Genomic DNA, 17,227 nt, shown 5'->3' with positions numbered 1-17,227 from the left:
GCATAATCAACCAAACAATACTGTTAGAAAACTCAACTGCAGGGGTCTGCCCCTTATAAATGAACTTTTTTATGAAAGCAAAGATTTATTATTATAGCAATTTGATACTTAGACGGGTCACACTATTAATACAAATCAGCGTGGGATACAAAGATGTATATTAAATAAGAAGTTAACAAAAATTTATGTCTTGGAGGGTTAGGAAGACTGTTGCTAAATATTTTAAGTCGTTCAATATTTAGATAATATCCTCTAAATTTCTATATTCTTCATCCGAAAATATTCTAGATTTTGTCAAAAATTGGTAGCCCATATCTATTTCTAATGAGAAAGAATTTCCAAAAGCACCTTTTTCTTCTTTTACGTCAACTTCAATGTGAGAGTGTTTAAAGTATTCAAATTGATCTTTATCAATAAAAAATTCTACACCACAAATTTCACCTAATTTAATGTTACGAGAAGGTACATGAAAATCACTTTTTTCATAACACATGGGAGCTGTACCATCACAACAACCACCGCTTTGGTTAAATACTAATTCGCCACTTTCTTTTTTTAATCTTTCTATAATTTCAGCAGCATTAGAGCTTACAGATAGTCTTTGAGTACTCATATATTAGCCTTTATTTAGTATTACGTAGAAAAAGGTATAGAAATATATTCTATACCTTTTAAATTATTTTTACAAGATACTTATTAAAAGAATCCCATAGCATCTTTACTGTAAGAAGTTAAGATATTTTTTGTGTGTCTATAAGAGTTTAACATCATCATGTGAGTTTCTCTACCGATTCCTGACTTTTTATAACCACCAAATGATGCATGAGATGGATATAAGTGGTAACAATTTACCCATACTCTACCAGCTTCAATTCCTCTTGAGAATTTATGTAATTGATGTGCATCTCTTGACCATACACCAGAACCGAGTCCATAAATACTATCATTTGCAATCTCTAAAGCTTCTTCTTCTGTTTTAAAAGTAGTTACCGCTAAAACAGGTCCAAAAATTTCTTCTTGGAAAACTCTCATTTTATTATGACCTTTTAAAATTGTTGGTTTAATATAGAAACCATTTGGATAAGTTTTATTGTCATAAGCTTCACCACCAATTAGACATGCAGCACCTTCATCTTTACCAATTTTAATATAGTCTAAGATTTTTTCTTTTTGAGAAACTGAACACTGAGCACCCATTTTAGTTGTAGGATCTAGTGGATTTTCTTGAGTAATAGCTTCAATTCTTTCTAAACATCTTTTCATGAATGGTTCATAAATTGATTCTTGGATAAGAGCACGTGAAGGACAAGTACAAACTTCACCAGAATTAAATGCAAATAGTACTAATCCTTCTATCGCTTTGTCAAAGAACTCATCATCTTTATCCATGATAGACTCTAAAAAGATATTTGGTGATTTTCCACCAAGCTCTAGTGTAGAAGGGATGATATTTTCAGTTGCATATTGCATAATTAACTGACCAGTTGTAGTTTCACCAGTAAATCCAACTTTTTTGATATCTGGATGAGTTGATAAATGTTTACCAATTTTTCCACCAGCACCATTAATGATATTTACTAAACCTTTTGGAAGAACTTCTTGAATAGCTTCCATCAAAACTAGGATTGACAAAGGAGTAGCAGACGCTGGTTTCATAACAACAGCATTTCCAGCAGCAATAGCAGGTGCAATTTTCCATGCAGCCATTAATAACGGAAAATTCCATGGTATAATTTGTGCAACAACACCTAGAGGCTCATGAACTTCTTGAGAAATTGTGTTTGTATCTAAATCAGAAACATCACCAGACTCACCTCTAATTACAGAAGCAAAATATCTGAAATGATCTACAACTAAAGGTACGTCAGCTAATAAAGTTTCTCTAATCGCTTTTCCATTATCTAAAGTTTCTGTAATCGCAATATATTCTAATTTTGATTCAATTGCATCTGCAATCTTATTTAATAATGTACTTCTCTCTATCACACTAGAATGTTTATATGTTTTGAATGCTTCTACTCCAGCTGCTACCGCTGCATCCACATCAGCTTCGTTTGATCTTGGAATTCTTGTAAGAATTTCTCCATCTACTGGTGAAATATTATCAAAATACTCTCCACTTAAAGGTGTTACCCATTCTCCACCAATGAAGTTTTCAAATTGTGCTTTGTACTGAGGTTTAGTATATGCCATTTTATATCCTTAACTTTTTTTGAAGAAGTTTAACAATTTTAAAAGTGTTAAATCTTTTCATTGAGCAAGTATACATTTTGATTATAGCCTGATTATAGCCTCATGAAATAGTCACTATTATTCCCCATGTATAAGGTATTATTATCTATTTATAGGAAAAATAAATAAACTTCCGATACTATATTTATATGAAAACTTACAACTACTCATTTAAAGATAACAAATTTATTACGAAAATTGACTATTCTGTATTTGAACAAAAGGAAAGTATTCTTATTCAAATATTTTCTGGAGAAGATAAAAATACTTTAGAATATTTATCTAAAATATTAAATGAAAATATTCCAAATGCAATATGTATAGGAACTACAACCGACGGAGAGATTACTAATTCAGTTATCTCTACACATCAAACAACTATATCTATTTCTATATTTGAAAAGACATCTTTACAGGCCCATCTTATAGAAGGAGATAGATGTTTCCAAAGTGGATATGAAATAGCCAAAAAATTAAAAAGAAGAAATACAAAACTTCTAATAACATTTACTTGTGGAATCGGTACAAATTCGGAAGACTATTTAAAAGGCATAGAAGAATTTGATAATAGCATTATTGTTTGTGGTGGCATGGCAGGTGATAATGGTCTATTTAAAGAGACTAATATTAGTCTGGGAACCAAAATTATCTCTGAGGGTTATGTAGCAATCTCTTTAAATTCTGATGTCTTACAAATTAATAATAGAAGAAAATTTGACTGGATTCCTATAGGATTAGAACATACTATAGATGAAGTTCAAGGGAATAGAATCTATTCAATAAGTGGTATGAAACCATCTGAATTTTATAAAAATTATTTAGGTGAAAGTGTTGCACAAACAGAATTTCCATTAATAGTACAAAGAAATGGAATACCAACAGCTAGAGCTGTTTTAAAACAACATTTAGACGGAAGTTTAAGTTGTGGAGGTAATCTAAGAAAAGGAGATATCGTAAAATTGAGTTTTGGTGATGCAGAAGCTATTATGAGTAATTCTTTGAGTTCTTTTAATAATCTTACTTCATATCCAATCGAAACATTTTATATATACTCATGTATGGCAAGAAGAAGATATATGGGGGATTTAATCAAGGTAGAAATTGAGCCTTTTTCAGATGTTGCCCCAACATCAGGATTTTTTTCTTATGCAGAGTTTTTCCATCAAGATGGACATAATGAGCTTTTAAATCAAACTTTAACAATAGTAGCTTTAAGTGAATCAGAAGAAAAAAATATAGAACAAAAGATAAATACTAAAAAATATACTAAAAACAATTGTGAGACATCCTTTGCAAAAACTCTAAAATCATTAACACATTTGATTCAAAAAAGCACTAGTGATTATCAAGAACAATCCATAGTTTTAAAAAATGAAAAAATATATTCTCAAAATCTATTAGCATCTCAAAAGCAATTTTTAAAACATGCTGTACATGAGACAAATACACCACTATCAGTAATAATGGGAAACATAGAACTCTATGAGATGGAGAATGGTAAAAATAAATATATTACAAATATAGAAATTGCTCTTAAAAATTTGTGTTCTATATATGATGATTTAAGTTATTTAGTAAAGAAGGATCAACTAGAATATCCAAAACATAGAATAGATTTAGTAGATTATGTAAGAATTAGAGTAGATTTTTTCTCAACTGTTGCACAAAGAGTAAACAGTCAATTTATATTTAATATACCAAAAGATGAAATGATAATTTTCTTTAATGAATCAAAATTACAAAGAATCATTGACAATACACTCACAAATGCGATTAAATATAGTCATGAAAATGAAAATATTTATATAATACTAGAAAAAAGAGAACATAATTATAGTTTAGTAATATCTAGCCATTCTAAAAAGATACAAGAACCAGAGAAAATATTTGAAGAATATTATAGGGAAGAATTATCCAAAAATGGATTTGGATTAGGATTAAATTTAGTTAAACGAATATGCACAGAAGAAGATGTAGTAATAAATGTAAAATCAACCCAAGATAAAACATCATTTGAGTATATATTTAAAGGAAAAATATGAAAATATTACTTTTAGAAGATGATATTATGTTAAATGATACCATTACTCAATATCTAATCTCAACAGGGCATGCTGTACACTCCGTTAAAGATGGTACGCAATGTACTCAAATATTAAAAGATGAAAGATTTGACCTTTTAGTTTTTGATATAAATGTACCAGGTATAGATGGATTAACAATTTTAGAGAATCTTCATAAAGAAAAAAGGATGATTCCGACTATATTTATCTCTGCTTTATTAGATATAGAAGATATTTCTAGAGCATTTGATATAGGATGTCATGACTATTTAAAAAAACCTTTTCACCTTAAAGAACTTGTAATTAGAATAGATAAGATTTTAAAAACAAGAGCTGTTCCAATGAAACATAAAAGACTCTCTAAATCTTATAGTTTTGATTGCGAAAATATGACATTGTATTTCAATAATGAGCCACAAGTAATAAGAAAAAGGCAACTTCAAATAATAGAGTTATTGACAAATAATAGAAGTTTAGTCTGTAATTACGATATGTTTAGAGATTACGTATGGAATGATGATCTCATAGACAATGCAACAATAAGAGCAGAAGTGAATAGAGTAAAAAAAGTTTTAAAAGAAGATTTCATAAATAATATTCGAGGAACAGGATATATGATAGAAAGACCAAACCACTAACTCTTAGAACAATGATTTAAGCTCTACCGCTAGATGCCTGCTAGCAAAAAAGTAATAAGAGTTTTTTATCTAGTCGTATAGCATCTCTCTCATTTCTTCCTCTGTAACACATGCTACACCTAAACCCATTGCCTTATCATACTTACTTCCAGCATCATTACCGAAAATTAAAAAGTCTGTTTTTTAGAAACTAAACTTGATACTATTCCGCCAAGATTTTCTAAGATCTCTTTTATAGCTCCACGTAATTCACTCATAGTGCCCGCTAGAACTACGGTTTTAGTTTTAAATGGGTTTTCTTTTGCTTCTTTTTTTTTTACAGGTTCTAGAGGCTCTAAAATAGTTTGAAGTCTAGTCAAAAAGTGTGTGAATTTAAGTTACCACTCCTGAACTTAATTACTGACCCCTATAGAGTTGTCTAGGTCGTGATATTTTAGTTTTAGGATCTTTTTTAAACTCTATCCATTGTGTTATCCAACCTACCGTTCTCCCTATTACAAAAACAGGGGTAAACATTGATTTTGGAATGTTAAGCGCAGTTAAGATTACACCAGAATAAAAGTCGATATTTGGATAAAGCTTCCTGCTTACAAAGTACTCATCACTCAGTGCAATTTCTTCAATTTTATTTGCTATTTGCATAAGATTTGAATCTAAATGTAACTCATCTTTAAGTTGATCTTGTAAGCCTTTTAACACCTTTGCTCTAGGATCAAAATTTTTGTAAACACGATGACCGAATCCCATAAGTCTAAATTCATCATTAGGGTCTTTGGCCTTAGCTATGTACTTATCTACATTTTCAACACTGCCAATCAACTCTAACTGAGCAATTACAGATTCATTTGCCCCACCATGAGCTCTACCCCAAAGTGCAGAAATACCAGAACTAATAGCAACATAAGGATGAGCTCCAGTTGAAGCAACACCTCTAACAATAGAAGTAGAAGCATTTTGTTCATGGTCTGCATGGAGTGTAAAAATTGTATCAAGAGCTTCTACTTCAATATCTTTAATTGAGTATTCACCATCTGGGCCTACATGCATTTTCCCACCAGGATAAGCTCGAAGCATATACAAAAAGTTTTCACTAAAACTTCTGTCTATATCTGGATGGATGAAAGGTGCTCCAATCGAATGTCTATATGCGAAGGCAGCAACAGTTGGCATCTTTGCAATAATTCTTCTTGCCATCTCTTGGTAACCATTTTCATCAGTAATCTCTAAATGATCATAATAAAATGAAGATAAAGCCGCTGTAGCTGATGAAAGGGTAGCCATTGGATGTGCACCTGCTGGAAAAGCCTGAAAAAGATGTCTAAGACTTTCGTGTACTAAAGAGCGATGACGAAGTTCTAAATCAAACTCTACTAACTCGTCTTTATTTGGAAGTTTTTCATTTAAAAGTAGGTAGCAAGTTTCTAAGTATGTATGGTTTAATGCTAGCTCTTCTATTTCTATTCCACGATACCTAAGTTCACCTTTAACTCCATCTATAAAAGTTATTTCTGATGTACAGTTTGCTGTTGATGTAAAGCCATTGTCATAAGTAAACATTCCAGTTTCGCTGTAAAAACTAGATATATCTACTACACTAGGACCTCTCGTTGCATCTAAAATCTCAAATTCATAGCTTTTATCATTTCTATTGTCTGTAATAGTGACTGTATTAGTATTCATAATAATTTTCCTTATTAAAGATTAGATATCTTCTCTAATCCAAATATTATACTGAAAAATTCAGAAAAAACATTACTTTGATTAACCTAAATTAAACCTTAGTGTCTAGCCATGTACGTTTTTGATAGATATACCAATAAATTATACCTTTTATAAGTGTTTCTACGTTCATTATAATAAATATAGTGATTACCCCGTAACCCATTTTATATGCAATATACGAAGGTACCACTCTTAAAAACCATAAAGAAAGTACATTTATCTTTAAAGTTGTTTTAGTTGCTCCAGCACCTCGAAGTGAAGATGAATATACAAACATAATTGCAAGTGGAATTTGTGCTAGCCCCACAAGTATAAGATACTTCGATGCTACTGCGATCGTTGCCATGTCATGAGTAAAAAAACTAACCAAATACTCAGGAAAAGTAATTAAAACAATACCCACGCTTCCCATAAATACATACGCAATTCTTCCACTTATTATGCCCATGTTAAAAGCTTTGTTCTTATCCCCTGCACCTAAACTCTGACCTACTAAAGCCATAGAAGCAACTGCAAACCCAAAACCTGGCATAAAAGCAATCCCTTCAACTCTAAGTCCTACTTGATAGCCAGCTAGTTCTGCTGTTCCATAAGCAGTAATGATGGAGACAAAAACTAAAAAGCTCATACTAGAGATTCCGCGATCAAGGGCAGCAGAATAACCTACATTCCAAACTCTTTTTAGATCTTTTATTCTTATGATTGGTATTAAATGTAACTTTGAGCTTGCCCTACGTAAAAATAAAATGTACGCAACAATATTAAACATATAAGAGATTACCGTAGCATAAGCAGCACCTTCAATCCCCATAGCCTCAAAACCGAAGTTACCAAATATGAAAACATAATTTAAAAAAGCATTTAAACCGGCTGAGAAAAGTTTTATGTAAAGTGAACTAGACGTATCTCCCGCAGCTGAGAGTGCGTTATACAAAAGTGAATCCAAAAATATAAACACAATTCCAAGTGAAAGAATTTGAAAGTAAAGTTTACCCTGTTCTACTACCTCTGGTTCTGAACCCATCCATATGTATATATTTTCACTTCCTAAGTAACCTCCAATCGTTACAAATACAGAAAGAAGAATGGCAAAAATTCCTAAAGCATAGAGTAATGAAGAAGCTCTTCTTTTTCTACCTTGACCAATAAACCTTGATATGAGAGCATTTCCACCCACTACATACAATGTCATCAAAACATTAATTACCATCATAAATTGCATACTCATACCAACAGCGGCGAGAGCATAAATACTTATCATTCCAACCATTAACATATCTATAAGAATTTGGAGTATATCTACAAGGTGTTTAAGTGCTGCGGGAATTGCTAAAGTAAAAACTGCTTTAGTATCTTTTGAAATTAATTGTCGAAAAATTGAGCTACCTCTGTCATTGCATCTATAAGTTCTTCTCTTGTTTCATATACAAGTGTTTTCTTTTCTTTTACTTCTGCACTTAATGGAGTCAAATCAAAAACAAGTACATAATGAAGTAACTTCACTTTATCTCCATTACCTTCCATCCATTCTAAACTCATTTCAGCCACTTCACCATACATTTCAATCACTGCAGCTGGATATAGCCTTGTTATGGCAGCTAAGTCGATATCTCCATCTTTTGATTTATAAATCATTTTCTTCCTTGTTCAATGTTTTTTTCATTTCCCCATTTCTCATTTTTCTATATGCTAAGAAACCAAATGTAGTCCCTGTTATAATAAAAAAAGCTCCAATATAATCACTTTTTTCATATGCCATAAATATCCAGCACATATCTGCAAATAAATACACGGTAACTGCCTGATAAATTTTACCTTTGTAGGTTAAGTATGCACCAATGTTCAAAAGTATTCCACCTAAGATTGCAAAACTCATTTATATTATTTCCTTAATATTATGAGTACGAACTACCCATGAAAAATAAATTGCTCCGATAATAAAACCAGAACCTAGGATGAAAGCCGTATATTCTAAAGAAAAGTCATGTGTACTTAAAAAGCCTATCATAAAAGATGTAAAAGCCGCAGTACCTAAAAATAGCATATCATTATAGGCAACTATGCGACCATAATATTTTTCTTCAATGTTCTTTTGTAACAATGTATATGTATACGACCATAAAGTTGTCGTAAAAAGTCCAACTATAAAACTAGCGACTAAAGAGAGATAAAAATTATGCATAAAAAATGCCCATACATATACTGCTAATGCTTGAAAAATAAATATATATGCCATACGCTTATTGTTTACCCATTTACCTAAAATAATAGGGCCTATCACTAAACCCAAAGCTCGAGAAGAGTGTAAAAGTCCTAATGCTAAAGATGTTGCAATTACAGATGCATAATACTGATCTACCATTAAAGCTACTAATGCATCAAAAGCAGTTAGTCCTACAAAAGCATGGATCAACATAAGGTGAAGTGCATGTGGATATTGTTTAAGATAAGAGAATGTACCTCTCATCATTTCAAGTATATTTTCACCTGACTTTATAACTTCTACTTTTATATCTAGTTTCAAGAGTAGAAAAAAGCTAACCACGAACATCAGAGCATCTAAAACAAAAGCTATCTTTACACCCAGCATATATACAACAAAACCACTTATTGCCATTCCTAGCGTATATGATAAAGACCAAATGATAGAATGCAGTTCATTTGCCTTTTGTAATTTATCTCCATCAAGGATTTTTGGGAGTAAAGACATTTCCGTAGTAAAGTAAAAACTTGCAGCTGCCATCTTGAAAAATATTAAAACATAAAGAAAATTTAGATCAGATACTTCGTTGATACTAAGTAAACCTATTGTTGCAAAAATTTCTACAACTATCAAACTAAGCATCAATTTTTTTGGTTTAACACTGTCTATAATAACACCAGAAAAAGGTGCTTGAATAACACCTGATAAAAAATGTAGCATCGCTACAAAAGCCACTACCTCGGGAGATACTTTCATATTTAAAAGCAAGGTATATATTGCTATATTAGAAAACCATGCCCCAAAATACGCAATAAGTTGGATAATAGATAAACGTTTTAAAATAGCTTCTGATTGTAATAGTTTCATATACTCATTCATGAATGTAAGGGTATCATAAAACTTTAAAATAAAGGAATTTAAAAAACTTATATATATGAAATTAAAGTTATTATTTTTATAGTCGATATATTGTGTAATAAGCATATTCTTTTAAGAATATTAAAGTAATAAAGGAGTTAGTCATGGACGGCATAGCGAATGTTGCGAAGCAACAACAAACTCAGGTTAATACACAGGTTGATTCTGGAGCTTCTCAAGGAAGAGTAGCACAACAAGTTCAGCAACAAGCACAAGTTCAAGCACCAAAGCAAGAGAACTTAGTTGAAGATATTCAAAACGCTTCCAAACCAAGTGAAAAAATTAATTCTAAAGCACAAATGGATAATCTTGTTGATGACTTAAATAAAGCAATGGCACCGATGAACACAAATTTAAGATTTGGTGTTGACACAGATGATGTATTTTACGTATCAGTCATTGAATCTGAGACAAGTAAAATGATTAGAAGATTTCCAGCTGAGCAAGCCGCAGATTTTTTACCTAAAATGCAAGAAGTTACGGGAATGTTATTTGACGCGAAAGGGTAAATAACCTTTACCCTTTTTATCTGACATATTCTTCTCTAGTTTTTTATATATTACTTTAAATTAATATTTTACAACATTCTTTACATATCCCTCTGCACTCAACATTTTTTAATCTATTTTGTAGTAAAATCTCTCCAATTATTTTACACGATAGGGTTTTTTATATGAAAAAAGAAGTTAAAAAAGTAGTTCTCGCTTATTCTGGTGGGCTAGATACTAGTATCATTTTAAAATGGTTGCAAGACGAGTATAAAGCTGAAGTTATCACCTTTACCGCTGATTTGGGTCAAGGTGAAGAGGTAGAACCTGCACGTCAAAAAGCATTAGACAATGGTATCAAACCTGAAAATATTTTTATTCTTGATATTCAAGAAGAATTTGTAAAAGATTATGTGTTTCCTATGTTTAGAGCAAATGCTATTTATGAAGGTGAATATCTACTTGGTACTTCAATAGCAAGACCACTTATCGCAAAAAAACAGATTGAAATAGCTGAGAAAATGGGTGCTGATGCAGTAAGCCATGGAGCAACTGGAAAAGGAAATGACCAAGTGAGATTTGAGCTTGGTTACCTTGGACTTAACCCCGATATTACAGTAATCGCTCCATGGAGAGAATGGGATTTAAATTCACGTGAAAAACTTTTAACATACGCGAAAGAACATGGAATCAACATCGATCAGAAACATGTTGATGCAGATGGAAACCCAAGCATTAGTCCTTACTCAATGGATGCAAACTTACTTCATATCTCCTACGAAGGACTTCACTTAGAAGATCCAATGAATGAACCAGAAGAATCTATGTGGCTATGGTCTTCTTCACCAGAGAATGCTCCTGATGAAAAAGAATATATTACTATTGGATACAAAAATGGTGATCCAGTTTCACTCAATGGAAAAGAACTTTCTCCAGCAACAATGCTTAGAACTTTAAACGAGTATGGTAACAAACACGGTATTGGTAGAATTGATATAGTTGAAAATCGTTTTGTAGGGATGAAAGCACGTGGATGTTATGAGACTCCAGGTGGAACAATTATGCTAAAAGCACATCGTGCAATTGAATCTATATGTTTAGACCGAGAAGAAGCACATATGAAAGATGGGATGATCCCTAAATATGCTGAACTTATCTACAACGGTTTTTGGTTTTCACCAGAACGTGAGATGTTACAAGCAGCAATAGACACTACTCAAAAATATGTTCAAGGTACTGTTAAACTAAAACTTTACAAAGGGAATGTAGAAGTAGTTGGACGTGAGTCAAATATGTCACTCTACTCAGAAGAACATTCAACATTTGAAGAAGATGAAGTATATAACCAAAAAGATGCGGAAGGATTTATTAAACTTAATGCACTAAGAAGAATCATCGCTGGTAAAAAAAGAAATCACTAAATAAATAAACACTGTAACAACGTAAATAAGGGAAGTACTTCCCTTTTATAATAAAATGAAATCAAAGGACTATAAAATATGAGCATAGTAAAAATCGACATGAATTCGCCTGAGTTCCAAGAAAGAATGAACAAAACTATAAAATTTACAGACAAAGTATGTGAATCACGTGGTTGGGAATATAATCCAGAAGAAACAGTAAATGAGGGTGTACAAATGGGTCTTGCACGAAACAAGATGATGTACAATAAACTATTTTGCCCATGTTTTATGGTTGAAGAAGTTGATGGAAAACCTCAAAGTGTTGATAACAGAACATGTCCTTGTACTCCTGCTATTGAAAAAGAAATACCAGAACTTGGAGCATGTCACTGTGGAATATTCTGTACTCCAGAATATGCAGCATCTAAAAGACTCGAACTTGGTATGGAAGAAGTTGCACATACACATTCACGTGGACTAACAAAAGAAGAAGCTGAAATGCTTGTAGCTCAAAGTGAGATAGATAGTGATGAACTCATCTCTTTACTTGAAGCAAAAGAGCTTAAAATGGTTGATTTTAAACTTGTGGATGTTCGTGAACATATGGAATGGGAAATGGGTCATATAAAAGGCTCTGATGCACTAGTACCAACATCAAGCTTTTTCCAAACTCTTGATGAAGCGAAATTGTCTAAAGATGAAAATATCATACTCTATTGTCATGTTGGAAGTCGTTCGGCTCACTGTGCAAGAATTTTAACTGATATGGGTTATTCAAAAATTGGAAACTTAACTCATGGTATTGTTTCTTATGGTGGAGAAAAGGAAAGATAATGAAAGTATTATTGATAAAAGATGTTAAAAGTTTAGGTAAAACTGGCGAAGTTAAAGAAGTTAAAGACGGATATGGTAAAAACTTTTTAATTGGTAAAGGTTTTGCTAGACATGCTACACCAGAAATTTTAGAACAACATGCGCAAGACCAAGTCATAGTAGCTGCACATCTCGAAAAAGAAGTAAATTTTCTTAAAGAGATAATGAAAAAGCTAGATAAAGCAGAGATTATTATCACAAAAAAGCTTGGTCAAAATGGCCATCTTTTTGGTGCTGTTACTAAAGAAGAAATAGCAGTTGCATTAAAAGATCAACATGGTATTGAAATCGACAAAAAACATATTAATGAAAAATCTGCTATTAAAACAATTGGCGAACACGACTTAGACTTTAAATTAGGCCACGGAATTCATGCAACATTACACGTGGATGTTCAAGGAGAATAAATAACGATGTTTGATGCTACTACAATACTTGCTTATAAAGGCAAGAATAAAGCTGTAATTGGTGGAGATGGTCAAGTTACTTTTGGCGACTCTGTACTTAAAGGTAATGCTACTAAGATCCGTACACTTGGTAAGGGTAAGATTCTTGCTGGTTTTGCAGGTAGTACTGCTGATGCTTTTAATCTTTTTGATATGTTTGAAGAATTTCTTGAAAATAAAAAAGGTGACCTTTTAAAATCTGTTATAGAGTTTTCTAAAGCATGGAGAAAAGATAAAGTTCTTCGCCGCTTGGAAGCTATGATGATTGTTTTAAATAATGATCATATTTTCATTCTTACCGGAAATGGAGATGTAGTGGAACCGGAAGATGGTGAAATTGCTTCTATTGGAAGTGGTGGAAACTATGCAATATCAGCAGCGCGCGCACTTAAAAAGCATACACAGCTTAGCGAAGAAGAACTTGTTAAAGAGAGTTTATCTGTCGCAGCTGATTTATGTATATATACAAATCATAATATTAAAACTCTAAGTCTCGAGGGCAACAAATAATGAACTTAACTCCAAAAGAGATTGTAGCTTATCTTGATGATTATGTAATATCTCAACGTGATGCTAAAAAAACTATAGCGCTTGCTTTACGTACAAGATACCGTCGAATGCAGCTCGATAAAAAACTCCAAGATGAAATCACTCCAAAAAATATTTTAATGATTGGTTCTACTGGTGTTGGTAAAACAGAGATTTCCCGTCGTTTAGCAAAGATGATGAAAGTTCCATTTATTAAAGTCGAAGCTTCCAAATACACCGAAGTTGGTTTTGTTGGTCGTGATGTTGAATCTATGATTCGAGATTTAGTTACAAACTCGATCACTATCGTAAAAGCGGAACAAGAAGAAGCAAATCAAGGAAAAATGGATAACTATATTTTAAATAAAATAGTTGAAAAACTTCTTCCTCCTCTTCCAGAATCAGCGAGTGAGAGTAAAAAAGACGATTACCAAAGATTACTTGAAGTTATGGAAAAACGTGTACAATCTGGTGAAATGGATGAAAAAATCATAGAACTAGAATTTGATAAAATAAATGTAGAATTTGACGATAGTAACTTACCTCCAGAAATGGCTAAAGTACAAGAAAGTTTTTCTCAAATATTTTCAACAATTAATAAACAAGACAATAAAAAAGAAGTGACAGTTAAAGATGCAAAATCAATTTTAAAACTTGAAGCAAGTCAAAAACTTCTCGATACGACAAGTATAAATGCTGAAGCTCTAAGACGTGCTGAAGATGGTGGTATAATCTTTTTAGATGAAATTGATAAAATTGCTGTCAGTGAGAAAGCACAAGGAAGAAATGATCCATCTAAAGAAGGTGTTCAAAGAGATTTACTTCCCATTGTTGAAGGAAGTAGTGTTACCACAAAGTATGGCGTCATAAATACAGATCATATACTTTTCATCGCAGCTGGTGCCTTTCATGTAAGTAAACCAAGTGATTTAATTCCTGAACTGCAAGGTCGTTTTCCTCTAAGAGTTGAACTAGAATCTTTAACAGAAGATACTTTGTACAAAATTCTCACACAAACTCAAAACTCATTACTTAAACAGTACGAAGCACTTCTAAGCGTAGAAGGAATGACTCTTACTTTTGAAGATGAAGCAGTTAGAGCCATTGCTAAACTTTCACATAGAGCGAATGAGCTAACTGAAGATATTGGGGCAAGACGCTTACATACAGTTTTAGAGAAAATTCTTGAAGAGATTAGCTTTAAAGCAGATGAATATCAAAATAAAACATACACTGTTACTTCAGAGTATGTTCATGAAAAACTAGATGAAGTAGTAGAAGACGAAGATTTATCCAGATATATTTTATAAGGCTATAACACATGACTAAAGCAGGTTTTGTTTCTTTAATTGGGCGTCCTAATGCAGGGAAAAGTACTTTAATGAATTCACTTTTAGGTGAAAAGATTGCTATGGTGTCTCAAAAAGCCAATGCAACAAGACGTCGATCAAATGCTATAGTTATGCATGAAGACACTCAAATAATTTTTGTAGATACGCCAGGTATCCATGAAAGAGAAAAAATTCTCAACCAATATATGCTAGATGAAGCACTTAAGGCTATGGGTGATTGTGATTTAATTGTTTACCTCGCTCCAGTTACTGATGGTGTTGAGCATTATGAAAAGTTTTTAAAGCTTAATGCTAATAAAGTTAAACATATTATTGTAATTGCAAAAATAGATCAGGTATCCCAAGAAAAACTATTTAAACGCATTAGTTCTTACTCTCCTTATGCTGATCAATTTGAAGCACTTATCCCTATTGCAGTTCCAAAAAAGTTGGGACACAATGAATTACTTAAAGTCATTTCAAAGCATCTTCCTGAATCTCCTTTTCTTTTTGATCCAGAAGATTTAACAAGTGAATTAGTACGTGATATATACTCTGGGTTTATTCGTGAAGGTATTTTTGAAAATATTAGTGATGAAATTCCTTACGAATCTGATGTCATAATTGATTCCATCCAAGAAGAAGAAAAAATTGATAGAATTCGCGCTACTATAATCATTGAAAAAGAATCCCAAAAAGGTATTATTATTGGTAAAGGTGGAGACTCTATTAAACGTATAGGCACATATGCCCGGAATAAGATAGAAATACTAAGTGGAAAAAAAGCTTTTTTAGAACTACAAGTTACTGTTAAAAAAGGCTGGACAAAAGATAAGAACTTTTTAAAAGAGATTGGGTACGAAAATGTTAAATAAAATTGCGCTACTTTTACTATTGAGTATTTCAATGTATGCCAATTCTATATTAACAAACTATAGAATACATGGTATACAAGATGTAGAAAAACAAATGGACTTGGAACTTACATATGACTCATATTGGTATCAGCATATAAAGAATATTGACACTTCATTTGGTTACTTAGAATCGTATCAATCAATTTTAACATGTAATAAAGAAAAATCAACATTAAGTCTATTTAAGAATGATGAAAAAAAGAAATTTATTCCTATAGAAAAGTATAACGCTTTTACAGGAAAGATAAAAGGTGATAAAGTAAAGGAAGGAGATTTAAAAACTCCAATAGGACTCTACACTATAGAAAAAAAAATATCAAAACTTGACTCTTTTTATGGACCTCTCGCATTTGTAACAACTTATCCTAATATTTATGATAAATATAAAGGAAAAAATGGCTCTGGTATATGGATACATGGTCTTCCAACAGAACAAGAAAGAGATGACTATACTAAAGGTTGTATTGCTATAAACAATGAAAATATAGTCTGCCTTGATAAAGAAGTAAATATAGATTCTACATTGCTAATTATCAATCCACAAACAAAAACTAAAGAAGTTTCAAAAAAAATATTAGCAAAGATTCTTGCTAACTTATATCAATGGAGATATAGCTGGTTATATAATGACACAGAGAAATATTTATCCTTTTATTCTAAAGATTTTGTTCGAGATGATGGTATGAAATATTCTAGATTTATTGCATATAAAACAAGAATTTTTAAAAAAGCAGAAAAGAAAAAAATTACATTCACTGATATTAATTTAGTTCCATACCCAAATACAAAAGATGTATTTCAAATTACCTTTAAAGAATTTTATGCTTCGAGCAGTTTCACATTTGAGGGAGATAAAACCCTCATGATTAAAATTGATAAAAACAATAATTTTCAAATATTTACAGAGAAGTAATGCGAAGAAAAACCTTATATTTAATCTTTTTTTTTGCTTTAACATTAAATGCCAACATACAAGTTATCAAGAAAACAAATAAAGATTCAAATACTACACTACTCGTCATTGCTGGTATTCATGGGAATGAACCCGGTAGTTACTTTGCTGGATCTATTCTTGCAACACACTACTCTATAGAAACAAAAAATTTATGGATTGTTCCCAATCTTAATAAAATAAGTATTAGAGACAACAAACGTGGTGTTCATGGAGATATGAATAGAAAATTTTCATTTATTAAAGAACACGACAAAGATAAAAAAATTGTAGAAGAAGTTAAAAAGCTCATTCTCTCTCAAAATGTCTCTCTAGTCCTGAATCTTCATGATGGACATGGATTCTACAGAAAAGATTTTCAGGGTAAAATATTTAATCCAAATGCATGGGGACAAACTTGTGTCATTGATCAATGTAAACTCAATGAAAACCAACCTTTTGGAAACCTAAACCAAATTGCTTCTCAAGTTAAAAATAATATAAATAAAGTCTTAATACAAGAGCATCATGCTT

Annotated in this window: 19 protein-coding genes; 11 read left to right on the top strand and 8 right to left on the bottom strand. The window is 31.8% G+C overall.

Features of this window, described 5'->3' with window-relative positions; translation table 11 throughout:
* Positions 1-238 precede the first annotated feature (238 nt).
* Both ACI9TV_RS10460 and ACI9TV_RS10455 read right to left on the bottom strand, forming a co-directional pair.
* The gene (locus tag ACI9TV_RS10460) at positions 239-613 is read right to left on the bottom strand and encodes a DUF779 domain-containing protein (protein WP_415250739.1); all 375 of its coding nucleotides are present in this window, start codon (positions 611-613) and stop codon (positions 239-241) included.
* 83 nt (positions 614-696) lie between these two features.
* Positions 697-2,193, bottom strand: coding sequence for an aldehyde dehydrogenase family protein (locus ACI9TV_RS10455; RefSeq protein WP_415250738.1), 1,497 nt, complete (start codon positions 2,191-2,193; stop codon positions 697-699).
* A gap of 188 nt (positions 2,194-2,381) precedes the next feature.
* Between ACI9TV_RS10455 and ACI9TV_RS10450 the strand changes: the two genes are divergently transcribed.
* A complete protein-coding gene (locus ACI9TV_RS10450; protein WP_415250737.1) occupies positions 2,382-4,274 on the top strand; it encodes an FIST N-terminal domain-containing protein in 1,893 nt (630 codons plus the stop codon).
* Complete coding sequence (locus ACI9TV_RS10445; RefSeq protein WP_415250736.1) at positions 4,271-4,933, top strand: response regulator transcription factor; 663 nt, start codon at positions 4,271-4,273, stop codon at positions 4,931-4,933. The genes ACI9TV_RS10450 and ACI9TV_RS10445 overlap by 4 nt, the downstream gene beginning before the upstream one ends.
* A 167-nt stretch (positions 4,934-5,100) precedes the next feature.
* Here ACI9TV_RS10445 and ACI9TV_RS10440 read toward each other — a convergent pair whose 3' ends face one another.
* From ACI9TV_RS10440 to ACI9TV_RS10415, 6 genes are all read right to left on the bottom strand, one after another.
* Positions 5,101-5,292: a BRCT domain-containing protein gene (locus ACI9TV_RS10440; protein WP_415250735.1), complete on the bottom strand. Its 192-nt coding sequence runs from the start codon at positions 5,290-5,292 to the stop codon at positions 5,101-5,103.
* A 37-nt stretch (positions 5,293-5,329) separates the two neighbouring features.
* On the bottom strand, positions 5,330-6,613 hold the full coding sequence (locus ACI9TV_RS10435; RefSeq protein WP_415250734.1) for a citrate synthase: 1,284 nt from the start codon (positions 6,611-6,613) through the stop codon (positions 5,330-5,332).
* Between the two features lie 91 nt (positions 6,614-6,704).
* Positions 6,705-7,982, bottom strand: coding sequence for an MATE family efflux transporter (locus tag ACI9TV_RS10430; protein WP_415250752.1), 1,278 nt, complete (start codon positions 7,980-7,982; stop codon positions 6,705-6,707).
* 35 nt (positions 7,983-8,017) lie between these two features.
* Positions 8,018-8,290: a hypothetical protein gene (locus tag ACI9TV_RS10425; RefSeq protein ID WP_415250733.1), complete on the bottom strand. Its 273-nt coding sequence runs from the start codon at positions 8,288-8,290 to the stop codon at positions 8,018-8,020.
* Complete coding sequence (locus tag ACI9TV_RS10420; protein ID WP_415250732.1) at positions 8,280-8,531, bottom strand: hypothetical protein; 252 nt, start codon at positions 8,529-8,531, stop codon at positions 8,280-8,282. The genes ACI9TV_RS10425 and ACI9TV_RS10420 overlap by 11 nt, the downstream gene beginning before the upstream one ends.
* Entirely contained in the window at positions 8,532-9,725 is a 1,194-nt protein-coding gene (locus ACI9TV_RS10415) for an MFS transporter (RefSeq protein WP_415250731.1), read from the bottom strand.
* A gap of 155 nt (positions 9,726-9,880) precedes the next feature.
* Here ACI9TV_RS10415 and ACI9TV_RS10410 point away from each other — a divergent pair, with 155 nt between their 5' ends.
* The 9 genes from ACI9TV_RS10410 to ACI9TV_RS10370 all read left to right on the top strand — a co-directional run.
* Positions 9,881-10,285: a flagellar protein FlaG gene (locus ACI9TV_RS10410; protein ID WP_415250730.1), complete on the top strand. Its 405-nt coding sequence runs from the start codon at positions 9,881-9,883 to the stop codon at positions 10,283-10,285.
* 164 nt (positions 10,286-10,449) lie between these two features.
* Complete coding sequence (locus ACI9TV_RS10405) at positions 10,450-11,685, top strand: argininosuccinate synthase (RefSeq protein WP_415250729.1); 1,236 nt, start codon at positions 10,450-10,452, stop codon at positions 11,683-11,685.
* Between the two features lie 78 nt (positions 11,686-11,763).
* The gene (locus ACI9TV_RS10400; protein ID WP_415250728.1) at positions 11,764-12,501 is read left to right on the top strand and encodes a ferredoxin-thioredoxin reductase catalytic domain-containing protein; all 738 of its coding nucleotides are present in this window, start codon (positions 11,764-11,766) and stop codon (positions 12,499-12,501) included.
* Positions 12,501-12,947 (top strand): 50S ribosomal protein L9, encoded by a 447-nt coding sequence (gene rplI, locus ACI9TV_RS10395; protein ID WP_415250727.1) that lies wholly within the window; start codon positions 12,501-12,503, stop codon positions 12,945-12,947. Before ACI9TV_RS10400 ends, rplI begins: the two co-directional genes overlap by 1 nt.
* A gap of 6 nt (positions 12,948-12,953) precedes the next feature.
* Positions 12,954-13,496 (top strand): ATP-dependent protease subunit HslV, encoded by a 543-nt coding sequence (gene hslV, locus ACI9TV_RS10390; protein ID WP_415250726.1) that lies wholly within the window; start codon positions 12,954-12,956, stop codon positions 13,494-13,496.
* Entirely contained in the window at positions 13,496-14,824 is a 1,329-nt protein-coding gene (gene hslU / locus ACI9TV_RS10385) for an HslU--HslV peptidase ATPase subunit (protein ID WP_415250725.1), read from the top strand. The genes hslV and hslU overlap by 1 nt, the downstream gene beginning before the upstream one ends.
* 11 nt (positions 14,825-14,835) lie before the next feature.
* Positions 14,836-15,720 (top strand): GTPase Era, encoded by an 885-nt coding sequence (gene era / locus ACI9TV_RS10380; protein ID WP_415250724.1) that lies wholly within the window; start codon positions 14,836-14,838, stop codon positions 15,718-15,720.
* The gene (locus ACI9TV_RS10375; RefSeq protein ID WP_415250723.1) at positions 15,710-16,675 is read left to right on the top strand and encodes a L,D-transpeptidase family protein; all 966 of its coding nucleotides are present in this window, start codon (positions 15,710-15,712) and stop codon (positions 16,673-16,675) included. The genes era and ACI9TV_RS10375 overlap by 11 nt, the downstream gene beginning before the upstream one ends.
* Positions 16,675-17,227, top strand: a 553-nt coding sequence (locus ACI9TV_RS10370; protein WP_415250722.1) for a M99 family carboxypeptidase catalytic domain-containing protein, incomplete at its 3' end; no start/stop codon positions are given. The genes ACI9TV_RS10375 and ACI9TV_RS10370, both read left to right, overlap by 1 nt.

The sequence above is a fragment of the Sulfurimonas sp. genome (genome assembly GCF_047622445.1).
Classification (GTDB): domain Bacteria; phylum Campylobacterota; class Campylobacteria; order Campylobacterales; family Sulfurimonadaceae; genus Sulfurimonas.
The sequence above is the reverse complement of the archived record's forward strand: the minus strand, read 5'-3'. Positions and strand labels throughout refer to the sequence as shown.